This is a genomic window from uncultured Marixanthomonas sp. (genome assembly GCF_963974425.1).
Taxonomy (GTDB): Bacteria; Bacteroidota; Bacteroidia; order Flavobacteriales; family Flavobacteriaceae; genus Marixanthomonas.
In genome coordinates this window covers 39,331-53,195 of record NZ_CAXBCK010000023.1, presented here as the reverse complement: position 1 = coordinate 53,195, position 13,865 = coordinate 39,331, and the positions used below count along the sequence as shown (strand labels likewise).

General features: G+C 35.8%; 11 protein-coding genes. 2 read left to right on the top strand and 9 right to left on the bottom strand.

All coding sequences use genetic code 11. The annotated features are described in order from the left end of the window. Together AACZ92_RS08500 and AACZ92_RS08495 are read right to left on the bottom strand one after the other, a co-directional pair. A partial coding sequence (locus AACZ92_RS08500) for a peptide MFS transporter (RefSeq protein ID WP_339699729.1) occupies nucleotides 1–1,269 on the bottom strand: 1,269 nt, incomplete at its 3' end. Between the two features lie 30 nt (nucleotides 1,270–1,299). Next, nucleotides 1,300–3,471: a S9 family peptidase gene (locus AACZ92_RS08495; protein ID WP_339699726.1), complete on the bottom strand. Its 2,172-nt coding sequence runs from the start codon at nucleotides 3,469–3,471 to the stop codon at nucleotides 1,300–1,302. 143 nt (nucleotides 3,472–3,614) lie between these two features. Here AACZ92_RS08495 and AACZ92_RS08490 point away from each other — a divergent pair, with 143 nt between their 5' ends. Together AACZ92_RS08490 and AACZ92_RS08485 are read left to right on the top strand one after the other, a co-directional pair. Continuing rightward, nucleotides 3,615–4,928, top strand: a complete 1,314-nt coding sequence (locus tag AACZ92_RS08490) for a hydroxymethylglutaryl-CoA reductase, degradative (protein ID WP_339699723.1) — start codon at nucleotides 3,615–3,617, stop codon at nucleotides 4,926–4,928. 2 nt (nucleotides 4,929–4,930) lie between these two features. Beyond that, the gene (locus AACZ92_RS08485; protein WP_339699720.1) at nucleotides 4,931–5,836 is read left to right on the top strand and encodes a GYDIA family GHMP kinase; all 906 of its coding nucleotides are present in this window, start codon (nucleotides 4,931–4,933) and stop codon (nucleotides 5,834–5,836) included. Nucleotides 5,837–5,889: 53 nt separating this feature from the next. On the opposite strand, the gene AACZ92_RS08480 is transcribed toward AACZ92_RS08485, so the two are convergent. The 7 genes from AACZ92_RS08480 to AACZ92_RS08450 all read right to left on the bottom strand — a co-directional run bounded on the left by AACZ92_RS08480 (nucleotide 5,890) and on the right by AACZ92_RS08450 (nucleotide 13,583). After that, entirely contained in the window at nucleotides 5,890–7,986 is a 2,097-nt protein-coding gene (locus AACZ92_RS08480; protein ID WP_339699717.1) for a peptidylprolyl isomerase, read from the bottom strand. Between the two features lie 206 nt (nucleotides 7,987–8,192). Beyond that, the gene (locus AACZ92_RS08475) at nucleotides 8,193–9,446 is read right to left on the bottom strand and encodes a hemolysin family protein (protein ID WP_339699714.1); all 1,254 of its coding nucleotides are present in this window, start codon (nucleotides 9,444–9,446) and stop codon (nucleotides 8,193–8,195) included. After that, a complete protein-coding gene (locus AACZ92_RS08470; protein ID WP_339699711.1) occupies nucleotides 9,446–9,646 on the bottom strand; it encodes a hypothetical protein in 201 nt (66 codons plus the stop codon). Before AACZ92_RS08470 ends, AACZ92_RS08475 begins: the two co-directional genes overlap by 1 nt. Continuing rightward, entirely contained in the window at nucleotides 9,627–10,214 is a 588-nt protein-coding gene (gene lptC / locus AACZ92_RS08465) for an LPS export ABC transporter periplasmic protein LptC (RefSeq protein ID WP_339699708.1), read from the bottom strand. The genes AACZ92_RS08470 and lptC overlap by 20 nt, the downstream gene beginning before the upstream one ends. Before the next feature lie 2 nt (nucleotides 10,215–10,216). Beyond that, nucleotides 10,217–11,575, bottom strand: coding sequence for a hypothetical protein (locus AACZ92_RS08460; RefSeq protein WP_339699706.1), 1,359 nt, complete (start codon nucleotides 11,573–11,575; stop codon nucleotides 10,217–10,219). Nucleotides 11,576–11,598: 23 nt separating this feature from the next. Further along, on the bottom strand, nucleotides 11,599–12,855 hold the full coding sequence (locus AACZ92_RS08455) for a hypothetical protein (RefSeq protein WP_339699703.1): 1,257 nt from the start codon (nucleotides 12,853–12,855) through the stop codon (nucleotides 11,599–11,601). Further along, nucleotides 12,855–13,583 carry a type III pantothenate kinase gene (locus AACZ92_RS08450; RefSeq protein WP_339699700.1) on the bottom strand — a complete coding sequence of 243 codons (729 nt, stop codon included), beginning with the start codon at nucleotides 13,581–13,583 and terminating at the stop codon, nucleotides 12,855–12,857. Before AACZ92_RS08450 ends, AACZ92_RS08455 begins: the two co-directional genes overlap by 1 nt. Between the last annotated feature and the right edge of the window lie 282 nt (nucleotides 13,584–13,865).

The window sequence follows — 13,865 nt, the reverse complement described above, 5'->3', positions numbered from 1 at the left end:
AACAATCATTTTACCTTCATAAGGCTCCAATTGAGCTGACTCGCCTATATTACCAGCTAATTTATTACCAAAACCTGTAGCCGCAAAATAAACCCCCATCATTATGGAAGCGTATTTTAAAGGTGCTAATTTTGTAATAAAAGACAATGCTACTGGTGAAGTACAAAGTTCACCAATAGTATGAAACAAATAGGCCAAGAAAATCCAAACCATAGCTGCCTTACCAAATACTTCAGCACTTGCTTCTTTTGATGCAAACATCATAAAAACATAACCTAGACCCATTATCATAGTTCCTATAGCCATCTTAAAAAGTGAGGAAGACTCTCGTCCTTTCTTTTTCCACCATATCCAAAAACCTCCTACAATTGTACCGAAAATGATTATATAACCTGCATTTAAGGATTGAAAAACAGCCGCCGGGATTTCTTCTAACCAGCTCAGACCAATATATCGATCTACTTTTGCATCTGTATAAAGGTTCATTAACCCTCCAGCTTGCTCAAAAGCACCCCAGAATACAACCACTATTAAAAAGGAAATAAGCAATACGACTACTCGATCTTTTTCAACTTTATTTAACGGTCGTTTCGCTGCTTTCTTTTCTTCTTCAGAAACTTGGTCACCGCCAGTAAACTCGCCAACACCTTTCAAAAATTTTTGCCCCCAAATAAAAACTATCTGCCCTAAAAGCATACCAATTCCAGCTAAACCAAAACCATAGTGCCATCCGTAATAATAAGCAACTAAACCAACTGTAATACTTGCTAAAAAAGCACCAATATTAATACCAATATAAAATATAGTAAATCCACTGTCTCTTCTAATGTCTCCCTCTTTATAAAGGCCACCAACCATAGTTGATATATTAGGTTTTAAGCCTCCTACTCCCAAAATAATGAGAATAAGACCTAAATAAAATGCCCAGTCTTGGGGAATTGCTAAAACGCCATGTCCGCAACAGAGCAATATACCACCTAACATGACGGTCTTTTTTTGTCCTAAAAATTTATCTGCAATCCAACCGCCTGGTATAGATGCTACATATACCAACATGGTATACCAGCCGTACAACCAAATTGCATCTTTATTGCTCCATCCTAAACCTGGATCAATAGCAGTAGCTGATGCTGCCATATATAGTACGAGAATCCCTCGCATTCCATAATATGAAAAACGCTCCCACATTTCGGTAAAAAATAAGATAAATAGGCCTACTGGATGCCCAAATAATTCTTTGCGGTTACTATATTGCATTGTATCTGCCATAATCTTAAAGGATTAGTTTAGTTATTCTTTTTATAAATTTTCTTTAATGAAATTGGTCATTTTAGTATATAAGTGTAAGCGCGTATTCCCGCCATAAATACCGTGGTTTTTATCGGGATAAATAGCCCAGTCAAACTGTTTGTTTGCTTGCACTAAGGCTTCTACTAAACGCATTGTATTTTGAACGTTTACATTATCATCGGCACTTCCATGTACTAATAAATAATCACCTTCTAATTTGTCTACGTGTGAGATAGGTGAATTCTCGTCATATCCAGATGCATTTTCCTGTGGAGTTGTCATGTATCGTTCGGTATAAATGGTATCATAAAAGCGCCAGCTAGTAACAGGTGCTACAGCGATGGCCATCTCAAACGTGTCGGGTGCTTGAAACAAACAGTTTGAGCTCATAAAGCCACCATAACTCCAGCCCCAAATACCGGTTCGGGAAGCATCAATGTACGGTAACTCACTTAATTTTTGTGCTGCTGCAGTTTGGTCTTCCACTTCATATTTACCTAATTCTTTTTGGGTCACTTTTTTAAAATCACGCCCCTTAAGTCCTGTACCACGACCATCTATGCACACAACCACATAGCCTTCTTGCGCTAACATTTGGTGCCAATAATCGTTTGAGCCGTTCCAAGAATTTGAAACATTTTGAGATCCCGGACCAGAGTACTGGTACATAAACATTGGATATTGTTTGTTTGGGTCAAAATCTTTTGGTTTAATGGTATACATATTTAAGTCGTTCCCATTTATTGAAATAGTAGAGAATTCCTTTTCAGAAAGAACATAACCATCCACCTTGTTTTTAAGTGCTTTGTTATCTTCAATCACACGTATTAGCCTACCGTTTTTGGCTCTATTTAATGTAAACAAGTAAGGCGTTTCAGTATCGTGAAATGTATTAATAAAATACGTGTAATCTGCACTGAAAGCAGCACTATTGGTTCCAGTTTTATCACTTAAACGCACTTTGTTTTCTCCTGAACGCAATATAGAATACACATCGCGGTTTATGCTTCCATTTTCGGTGCTTTGGTAATAGATTCGACCTGTATTTTGATCAAAACCATAGTAATTTGTTACTTCCCAATCACCGTCTGTAATTTGGTTAATTAATTTTCCTGTTTTATCATACTGATAGATGTGGTTCCATCCACTTTTTTCACTGGTCCAGATAAAACTGTTATCGTTTAAAAAAGTAAGGTTATCGTCAATGTCAACATACGCATCGTCTTTTTCTTGATGTATCAGTTTCGTACTGTTATCCATTGCATTAACAAAAATTAAATCAACCGTATTTTGATGGCGATTGGCTAATTGGGCACTAAGCACATTTTCTTCTTCGGTCCATTTAATGCGTGGTATGTAATAGCTGTTGTAGTTTTCTAGGTCAATTGTTTCGGTTGCACCTGTATTTAGATTATAAATATGCAATGAAACTTTTGAATTTGGCTCTCCTGCTTTTGGATATTTAAACATATCTTGTGTAGGATATAATTCTTGCCCATATATATCCATAGAAAAAGTAGGAATCTCAGTTTCGTCAAACTTTATGTAAGCTAATTTATTTCCGGTTTTGTTCCAATCAAAGGCACGAACAAAAGCAAATTCTTCTTCATACACCCAATCAGTAATTCCATTTATAATACTGTTCTTTTTTCCATCGGAAGTAACTTGAAGCGTCTCGCCACTTTTCAAGTTTTTAATAAACAAGTTATTGTCTTTTCCGTAAGCAATTTTACTGCCGTCTTTTGTAAAGTATGGTTCTTGAATTTGATCTTCTGAAACTAAATCCAATTTTTTAGAATCTAAATCATACACATAATACGTTCCTAATGAAGAACGTCTATAGATTTGCTTCAATTTTGTAGCTAATAATACTTTACCTTCATCGTCACTAAACTCATATGAAATAATTTGTTCTACTTCTGGTAAATTGCTTGAATTTAGTAAAGTTCGGACCTTTTTTCCACTTTTATAATCGTATACATCGATGGTTGAACCATTTTTGCTTCTATTTAAAACAGAGTATTCTTTCCCGTTATCTAAAGAACGTAAAACATCAAGGCGTTCGGCTCTAAATTCGCCGCCCCAAATATCTTCTAAAGTTATGTTATTTTGTTGTGCTGTTATTGTTGAAACTGCCGTAAGGAAAAGCAGTAATAATGAGGTGTAAGCTGTTTTTTTCAAACTGTTAAAATTTTATTACGCCAATGTTACTAAATTTTCGTGAAATTTAGGTGCTTTTTTGTGTTAAATACGGTCTATTGTTGGCAACTTTGCTCTTTTCAACAATGCTATAAATAGTATATTTGTAGCTCAATTTTACAAATATGGCGAAGCCCGTTACTGGATTTTCAAAAAAGACGAAAGCAGAAAAAATAGATTGGTTAACAAAAACCTATCTAAACAACAATTCTGAAGCATTGCAAACGCTTCAACAATACTGGAACGAAGATCAAAAACTTCAAAAGCTACACGATGATTTTATTGAAAATACGGTAACCAATTACTATTTGCCTTTTGGAGTTGCCCCTAACTTTTTAATTAACGGAAAACTCTTCACACTACCCATGGTCATTGAAGAAAGCTCTGTAGTGGCGGCTGCTAGCAATGCTGCAAAATTTTGGCTAGATCGTGGCGGGTTTAAGGCCCAAGTACTTTCTACACAGAAAAACGGACAAGTGCATTTAGATTACTTCGGAAAAGAACAAGATATCATTTCGTTTTTTGCTGAAGTAAAGCCCAAACTGATTGAAAGTGTTTCCACCATTCAGAAAAATATGAAAAAGCGTGGCGGTGGCTTGTTAGATATTGAACTTATTTCGAAAAATGAAACATTAAACGGCTATTTTCAATTACACTGCACCTTCGAAACATTGGATGCCATGGGCGCCAATTTTATTAATAGCTGTTTAGAGCAAGTTGCAAAAACATTTGAAGCTGAAGCAGATTCGTATAAACCATTTATAACCACTAACACTTTTCCTGAAGTTGTGATGAGCATTCTTTCTAATTATGTGCCAGAATGCTTGGTTAAAGCCGAAGTGAGCTGTAATACAACAGAATTAGCACAAAATGATATTAGTGGCGAAGACTTTGCAAACAAGTTTGTTCGCGCCATACACATTGCTCAAGCCGAACCCCGACGCGCTGTTACACACAACAAAGGAATTATGAATGGGATTGACGCTTTAATTTTAGCGACTGGTAACGACTTTAGAGCAGTTGAAGCAGGTGTTCACGCCTACGCATCAAAAGACGGTAAATACACAAGCTTAACAGATGCTAAAATTGAGGACGACGTCTTTACTTTTTCTATAAAAATACCTTTAGCGTTAGGCACCGTTGGCGGACTTACATCGTTACACCCTCTTACAAAATTTGCATTTGATTTATTACAAAAACCGAATGCTAAAGAGCTAATGGAATTGGTAGCAGTAGCTGGTCTGGCACAAAATTTTGCGCTTATTCGTTCGTTGGTCACTACGGGTATTCAAAAAGGGCATATGAAAATGCACTTGATGAATATTTTAAATCAAGTAGATGCTTCAGAAACAGAAAAAAAAATTGCTGTTGCTCATTTTAATGACAATACAGTTTCTCACAGTGCAGTAATAGCGTATGTAAAACAATTACGATCTTAATTTTGAACAACACTTTTTACAGTAACGGAAAATTATTACTCACCGGAGAATATGTCGTGCTAGATGGAGCGACTGCCCTAGCCATCCCAACAAAATATGGACAGAGACTAACAATAGAACCTACCACAAAAGGCGAATTGCTCTGGAACAGTTTTGACTTTAAAAACCAGTGTTGGTTCAGTGCGGCTTTCACTGGCGATACTTTTGAAGTGGAAGGAACCGACAAACCGGCAATAGCAAATACCCTTCAAAATATTTTAAGAGAAGCAAAACGCTTAAACCCTAACTTTTTAAATAACACCGAAGGAATACATGTTACTACCGAACTGGATTTCCCTCAAAATTGGGGCTTAGGCTCCTCTTCCACCCTAATTAACAATATTGCCCAATGGGCGCAAATAGATGCCTTCACACTACTGAAAAATAGTTTTGGAGGCAGTGGGTACGATATTGCAGCTGCACAACAAAAAACACCCTTTTTCTATCAATTATACGAAGGACAGCCTTCTATTAAAAAGGCACATTTACTTTGGGATTTTAAAGATCATTTGTTTTTTGTGCATCTCAATAAAAAACAGGATAGCAAGGAAGGAATCGCACACTATAGAAATGCGAAAGTTTCTAAAAATGACATTGAAAAAATTTCAGATCTTGGAAAAAAACTTCTGCTCTGCTATACGCTTCAGGATTTTAAAAATCTGATGCAAAGCCATGAAAAAACAATTTCTGAAATTATAAAAATCAAACCCATTCAAGAAAGGTTATTCCCAGACTTTAAAGGAACTGTAAAAAGCCTCGGTGCTTGGGGTGGTGATTTCGTGCTGGCAACGGGCGATGAAACAAATCAGGAATATTTCCGAAAAAAAGGCTACACTACTATTATCCCTTTTACTGATATGCTATTATAAAAAAACCTCCCCAAAAATGGGAAGGTTTTACTATTTTGAAGAGCTACTTTCGATTAATAAAAGTTAGCTCTATTGTCTTCGATATCTGCTTTTTTCTTCAGTGCTTGGTAAACTTGATTGCTAACAGCATTGTTACCTGCATTAAGTTGATTTACATAACTTGCATAGTTATCAAGATCTGGCGCTTTGTTAACAGCTAAAACAAGTACCATAAATACGCCAGACTTACCATCAATTAACTCGGTAGTCTCTCCAGCTTTTTCACCAAATGCTGCACCAACTACTTTAGGTTCGCTTCCTGCACCCGGAATTGTTGGGTTTGCCATTGTTACAGCTGTTGCCGTTTGTACTTGCACGCTTTGACTATTAGCTACGTCTTGAACTGTTGAACCAGAAATAGAAGCTCTAATTTTTTCAGCTTTCTTTTTATTTCTAATTATAGGGGTAACTTTTGTTGAAGCTTCTGATACGCTCATCACGCCTTTCGGGCTTTTTCTAGTAACCTGGGCAATTACATAACCGCCTGGAATGTTAAAACGTTTTACATCGCCAACTTCAGTTTCTTCTTCAAATCCCCAAGTAATAATGGTACGGTTATTACCAACTCCTGGAATATTAGCATCTAATTCACCAATTTTATTTACTGGACGTACAGTTAAATCTTGTTCTTTTGCAACCTCAGAAAAATCACCATCTTTTGCCGCTACTTCAAAGTTAGTGGCTTTAGAGAACGTATTATTAATAGTAGATTCTGAAGGCTCTATACTTTTTATTACCGTAGCAATTTTAACTGCACGCTGTTTATTTTTTTGTTCTTCTACTTGTGCAACGTGAAAACCGAAGTTGGTTTCAACAACACCTACCGTACCTTCATTATTATCAAAAATGAAATCGTTAAACGCAGGCACCATTCTACCAGGCCCTACATAACCTAAATCACCACCTTTATCTTTATTTGAATTGTCTTCAGAAAACTCTGCTGCCAACGCTTCAAATTTACTTTTATCTTTATTGATTACCGTTGAAAGACTATCTGCTAATTTTTTAGCTGCTTCTTTGGTTCGAGTTACATCTTGTGGAGCAGTTTGTAAACCAGTAAAACGAACTAAAATATGTTTAGATTTTACAGAGTCAGGCAATTGCTCAACGGCTATTACCTTACTTAGGTTTAATGTATTGCCTACTTTATATGGTCCGTAAATATCACCTGTATTCATTGAAGGGATCGTATCTACCAATGGTTCAGGCAAATCCTTTTTGAAATACCAACGGTCTGCATATTCTTGATCTGAATATTCATTTACAAATGCTTCATTATCATCTGTGTTTCTGAAACCAACAACCGTGTTTTCATACTCCTCACGATCATCCAATAAAGCCGCTACACTTGCATTGGCTTCTTCTATATCTTTATCTGAAGCAACTTCAGAAATAGATACATATTGAATATCTATTTGCTTATCTACTTCGTATTCACTTTTATGCTCATTGATGTATTGTTTAATTTCTTCATCAGAAACAGAAACATCTTCATCGGCAATTTTGGTATATGGAACCTGAACATACTGAAGGTTTATCTTATCATTTTCAAAATGATATTGTTGTTTTCCTTCAGCCAATGTAGAAGTTAAACCTCCTTTTACAAGATTTACATACATATTTTGAAGCGTAGCCTCCTTAATGTTTTCAGTGTAATCTTGCCACTGGCCGTACAATTGTGGGTTACCCTTAATACTTGCAACGTATTGCTGTACTAGACCTTCATCGTATTCACCTAATTCATTCTGAAATGTAGGATTATTAGCCAAAGAAGCACGCATCGCATTATTCAATTGTTCTTTCTCTACAACAAGACCTAACTCTTCATATTGCTCGGTAAGCAAGGTGTTTCGCAATTCACGCTCCCAAACCATATTCATTGCTTGTGCCGAAGTTGCATTTGGGCCTAAGTTACGCTGGGCAGTCTCTACTTGTTGCATAAAGTCTTGGCGAGAAATTTCTTTGCCATTAACAATTGCCACGGTATCTTGGTCTTTACCAATACCCGATCCCTTTGCAAGAACGTCACTCAAAATAAAGGCGAAAAGTGCCAATGCGATAATTAAAATAAGGAAGATTCCTCTTTTTCTAATACTGTTTAATATTGCCATCTGTTAATCAAGTTTATCTAACTTCTCATTCGTTTTAGCAAACGAGAAGGTTTTGGTGGTACATCCCTTTCTACCTTTTACTACTAGTCAAGGCTTTAAAGAGCTTGTTTTTAGTTTTGTTCAGTGGGCGAAAATACCATTTTCAACGCATTAATAAAAAACTTTGTTAAAAAAAATTGAATATGGCGTGTTAATGTTTTAAAAGACTAGCCTTCTTCTCTAATAAATAGCTCTACCATTTCAATTTTTGTGTTTGAAACTTCAAGAATTTTAAAAAGGAAACCTTCAATCTCGACAATTTCACCTTGATTGGGAATACCTTCGGTAAAATATACGATAAGACCTCCTAATGTTTCATAGTTTTCGTTTTCAGGGAGGTTGAATTTGTAAGATTCATTTAGGTAATCTACTTCGTGACGGGCGGAAAACCTATAATGATCATCTGCTCGAACTTCTTCAGTTAGTTCGGTACTATCATGTTCATCTTCAATTTCACCAAAAAGTTCTTCAATAATATCCTCAACCGTCATAATACCAGATGTACCACCATATTCGTCAATTACCACCGCAATACTTTTGCGTTTTCGTGCTAAAATATTCAACACGTCTTTTGCCAGCATGGTTTCGGGTACAAATACAACTGGTATCAAAACTTTTTTGACTGTTGCTGGTTTTTTAAACAGCTCGAAAGAATGTACATACCCAACAATATCATCTATATTTTCTTTATAAATCAATATTTTGGAGAGTCCTGTTTCAGTAAAAAGCTTACTTAATTCCTTTGGCGTCGTTTTAATATCGACTGCTACCACTTCGGTTCTAGGAATCATAACTTCTCGCGATTTTACTTCGGAAAAATCCAGAGCGTTCTGAAATATTTGTATCTCGCTGTCCATCTCATCGTCCGTTTCAGCGGTTTCCATTTGTTCGCTTATGTAATTCCCTAGTTCCATTTTACTGAACGTAAGCTGGATTGTATCGCCTTTAGTCTTGAAAAAGACTTTTAAAACCAAGTCTGAAATCCAAATTACAAATTCGGAAATTACAGAAAACAACATATAAAAGAAGTACGCTGGGATTGCAAACACCTTGATGAGTTTGTTTGCATAAATTTGAAAGAATACTTTGGGCAAAAATTCCGCGGTAAGTAAAATCACCAATGTAGAGATAATTGTTTGCACCAATAGACCAGACATCCCTTTAAGCGGGATGAACTCCATCAACAAATCGCCCATAAACAGACCATAAATAACCAGCGCTATATTATTACCAACCAACATAGTGGTAATAAATTTTGAGGGACGGCGGGTTATTTTCTTAAGTACTTTTGCTAATAAATCATTTTGTTTCTTTTCAATTTCAATATGTACTTTATTTGAAGAAACATAAGCAATTTCCATCCCGGAAAAAAAAGCCGAAAGGATAAGCATACTGAGAATAACAAGAATACTTACTTCCATTATTGGTTTTTGTTGCGTTCTTCTATTTTTTTACGAAAATTACGCTTAAAGAAGAACATAAAGATAGCAACTACAGCAAAAAAAGCAAATAAATAAGCGCGGGTACGGTTATCTGCCCAATTTTCCCACACCAAATAGAGTGAGAATACTGCCATTACTAAATAAACGTATTCAAAGAGTTTAAATATTTTCTTGTGCATCTTTTTCTTCTTTTTTTGTGTCTATTAACTGTACTCCTTCATTTTTTCTAGACAGAAAGGTTGTGAAATCTTGACTAGAATCGAACCAAGCTCCATCGTTGTACGAGCCATCTTTAAATTCAATTTGATAGGGCTGATTCGTAAAAACCCATTGATTTTTTTGATCCCAATACAATTGGTCTGCCCGCAACACTAAACTATCGTGGGTAACCAAAACGACACTATCCCTTAAATCTATAATCCCTGTTTCTTCATATTGTATGGCATACTTTGAGGTAACGGTACTTTTTTGATCTTTTTCATTCCAGAACCGTACTTCTACTCCTTCTGGAAATTCTTTATAAGGAAACTTTAAACTTGAAAAATCTAAAAACAATGGTGTAATTACATTGGCAATAACTTTACCAGAATCGGTGTATTTAAAGTTAACATCTTTTCCTATACCTAATGGTTCATTGTCCTTTAATGACAATTTTTTTACGTTTTTATAATTTCCTTCACATGAAAAAAACGTGATGGCAAATAAAATTGCCACCACGCTTTTAATACTATGATTGAAAGTGATCATCCTTATAAATTAGGTACCCTTACGCTACCGCCAACCCAACAGCTAAATGTAACTGTTTTTCCGGCCATACCTTGACTAAAGATATCATTTTTACTAGGCGCACGTTGTCTGTAACTACTAGCTGCTGCTCTTGCTGAAGAGGCAACTGCTGCATCTACGCGGGCTGCTTTATCTGCCATCTCTGCAGCTTTCCAGTTAATGGCTCTTTTTTCAAAGGGAGTAGTACCGCAGTTGTTTGCACTTTTAGCGTACATTGTAGCAATACGTAGGTATGAAGTACCATCAGAAGGTTTTATCTCCAATAATTTTCTGTAATACGTTCTTGCCTGACCATAGCTTCCTTTATTACGGAAGTTATCTGCAATTCTTCTATAGATTTTCACTTTTGCAGCAGGTTCTGTTTCAAGATCGGCCGCTTCGTTATAGTACTCCATAGCTTTGCTTGTATTCCCTTCTTGATCAGCAAGCTGACCTAAATAATATGCAGACTTTGCTGAAGGCTCTAAGTTGTGTAATTGTTGTACTAATTTAAAGAAAAGTGGCGTATCACATTCTTTAGCACTTAAACGACCTGCAGCTCTTTTTAACCAGTTTACATCGTCTTTCTTGTTCTCGAAATCTTTTTCATATAACGGAATCAAGTTATCACAGTCTGCAAGAATACCCAACTTACCGTTAACACTTCCTTTAACTTGGCCATAAGCTTTCAAGTTATTTTCATAAGCGCTCATATACTTTTTCTCTTTAGAAGACAAATCTGTACCAGCATCTTGCTTGTCCATATACTTAGTAAGCTTTTCGGCCAACGCATTTTCTTCTTTCTCTATTTTAGCCGTTACAGCATCATAAAGATCAAAAACTTCTTGAATGTCTTTCTTACCTTCATCATATAAGTCTACTGCTAACGAAAAGTAAGCATATAAAGCTTTCGGGCTTGTAAAGTCTTCCTCATACTTGGTAAAAGCTTCATTAAAAGCATCAAACTGCTCTTGCTTCGTACCAATTTCATTTTCATACTTAAGCTTAGCTATATCTGATAATACTTCCCCTTGTTTTGTTTTCTTAGGAAAATTCTCTAATCTAAGGTTGTATGATTCAATTAAATCTTGAATTTTTTCTTTATCACCGTTATCTATAAAATGCTTAAACATTTTTTCGGCATATTGATACGTTGCCAAATTATAATTTGGACAATCTTTTATAAGTTTTTCGTAATAAGGCAATGCAGCCTCATAATTTTTAGCTTTGGCCGGCTCAACAAATAAGGACAAGTTAAGTTGACAATCGTCCATTTGAGCGAAACTCTTACCACCAACCAATAAGGTTAAGGCCGTTAAAATTAAAATCGCTTTCGTTTTCATAGGTATAGTTTAGTGTTTAATAATTAATCTATCAATCTTTTTTGAAACCACCTGTCATTTAATGACAAGCTTATAAATGCGTTAAAGAAATTTTCTTGAATTAGACCAGCGTCATTAGTTCCACGCCTTCCTACCTCAAAACCGAGGTTGATATTAGAAAATGACTTACTTACTGGTAATCCTACTCCAAAAGATATGCCAAACTCATTAATATCTTCTCCATTTACGTTAATTCCCGTTCCCTCAAAACGCATTCCCGCTCTGTAAACAACACGTTTCCAGTAGCTGCCAAATCCATTATAATTAGGTATATAAAAACCACCTACTCTGTATTTCGACGCATCTTTAAACTCAACATTATCAAGTGAGAACGTACGGTTGGTAAAATTACTCGTTTTTTGGTTGGTATACTCAGCCCCTACATACCAATTTTTAGGCTTTCCAATCCCTGCCCCGATGGTAATTTGTGAAGGAAAAGAAAAGTCAGTGTCTTCAACCTCTACATCCCTAGCATCAACAATTGCTTCGGCACCTTCAGAATTGATAATAACCGACGCTATTTCTCGTGAGTTTTCTGATGTAAAATCGGTTTCAGGAGTGTACGTTAATGAGGTGGATAGTTCCAACTTCTCCGTTATCATAGTTTTATACGCTGCTCCAAAATTGAAACTAAATCCTAATAAATCAGATGTATTTGTCTCTCGGGAAGCAAATTCGATCCCTTCTTGAGCATTTAGGGCTTTGTTTTCAATGTTTCCGAAGTTATAATTTGCATCTACCCCAAAACTAAGCTTTGGCGTAATTTGGTATGCCAACGTTAAAAACGCTTTATTTATACCACCTGATCCTGTATATCTAGTAATAGATGTTCCTGTTTCTGTCTCCCTTTCGTTTTGTAATTGATACCCTACCGAAGTGTAAGGTATTAAACCAAAACTGGCTCCAAACTTACCCATTGGAATTCCCACTGCTAAATAATCTAAAGAAGTGGTCGACGCATTTTGAGAGTCGCCGTCGGTTTTCAATGTACTTTGTTTATGACTAGCTCCAACAGTAAAATTTACCAATTCAAGTCCTGCTACACTAGCTGGGTTTTGAAGATTAAGGTGAATACTATCTGAAAGAACGCCTAACCCTCCCATCATTCTATTTTCGGCAGTACCTTTAAACTTTAAAGTACCAATTCCGTAAAATGAATACGGGGACGTGGTTCCTTCCTGTGCCATAGCAGCACTTGCTATAAATAGTACTAAAACCGTTACTATAATTCGTTTTAACATCAATGTTTATTATGTTCTAAAATGTGGTTTAATCCCTGCAATAAAAAATTTGAGGTGGCAAAGATGTCATTTTTTAGGCGATCTCGCAAAAAATGAGCGTCCCCTCCTGTTAAAATAACTGTTAAATTCTTGAAATCGGTTGCATATGCCGCAATAAAACCATCAATTTCATAACAAATTCCGTTAACGGTACCGCTGTGCATAGACCCAATCGTAGAACTCCCAATATACTTGCCTATTTGCTCTGCTTCCAATAACGGAAGTTTTTCAGTAAACGTATGCATTGCTTTGTAGCGCATTTGCAAACCCGGTGAAATAGCACCTCCTTTATAATTGTTATCCTCAGAAAGAAAATCGTACGTTATGCAAGTTCCCGCATCGATTACCAGAACATTTTTTTTAGGGTATTCCACCGCTGCAGCACTTATTAATGCAATACGATCAACCCCCAATGTGGTAGGTGTTGCATATTCATTTTTAAAAGGGATGGCCACTGTATGGTCTAAAACTAATACTGAATAGCTATTTTTCAGCTTTGTAAAATGCGTTTCACTTATTTTACCCACACTTGAAATGATACATTTTTCAATTTGCGGGTATTTATTCTTTATTTCTGATAGGGCTTCCAAAAAATCACCTTTAATTGTCGTTTTTTTAATCTGAAGCTCTCCATTTTTAAAAATAGCGAGCTTGATTAAGGTGTTTCCTACATCAATTATTAAGTTCATTTTTTTAAGTAAGTGCGTAAAAATAAACAATGAAGGGACATAAGATTGTTAAGAGGATATTAAAGTGAGAAAATATTATTCGTGTCCGACTAAGATGTTAGAACGCTTCGTTTTTAGAAACAAGAATTGATTCGTATAATCTACAAGTCAATTTATATTCGTTCTGTAAAACCAAAACAAAACATACAAGTGATTAAGCTTACCTAACATTGTGTTACAGAAGACTCCTCTTTAAATCCAACAGCAAAACAAGAACTCAATTTTAATTTAACTAGACACGAA

Bases quoted from the DNA above. Each gene is read 5' to 3' on its own strand.
- AACZ92_RS08490 (WP_339699723.1), top strand. From the start codon at position 3,615: ATGGCGAAGCCCGTTACTGGATTTTCAAAAAAGACGAAAGCAGAAAAA.
- AACZ92_RS08480 (WP_339699717.1), bottom strand. From the start codon at position 7,986: ATGGCAATATTAAACAGTATTAGAAAAAGAGGAATCTTCCTTATTTTA.
- AACZ92_RS08475 (WP_339699714.1), bottom strand. From the start codon at position 9,446: ATGGAAGTAAGTATTCTTGTTATTCTCAGTATGCTTATCCTTTCGGCT.
- AACZ92_RS08470 (WP_339699711.1), bottom strand. From the start codon at position 9,646: ATGCACAAGAAAATATTTAAACTCTTTGAATACGTTTATTTAGTAATG.
- lptC (WP_339699708.1), bottom strand. From the start codon at position 10,214: ATGATCACTTTCAATCATAGTATTAAAAGCGTGGTGGCAATTTTATTT.
- AACZ92_RS08460 (WP_339699706.1), bottom strand. From the start codon at position 11,575: ATGAAAACGAAAGCGATTTTAATTTTAACGGCCTTAACCTTATTGGTT.
- AACZ92_RS08455 (WP_339699703.1), bottom strand. From the start codon at position 12,855: ATGTTAAAACGAATTATAGTAACGGTTTTAGTACTATTTATAGCAAGT.
- AACZ92_RS08450 (WP_339699700.1), bottom strand. From the start codon at position 13,583: ATGAACTTAATAATTGATGTAGGAAACACCTTAATCAAGCTCGCTATT.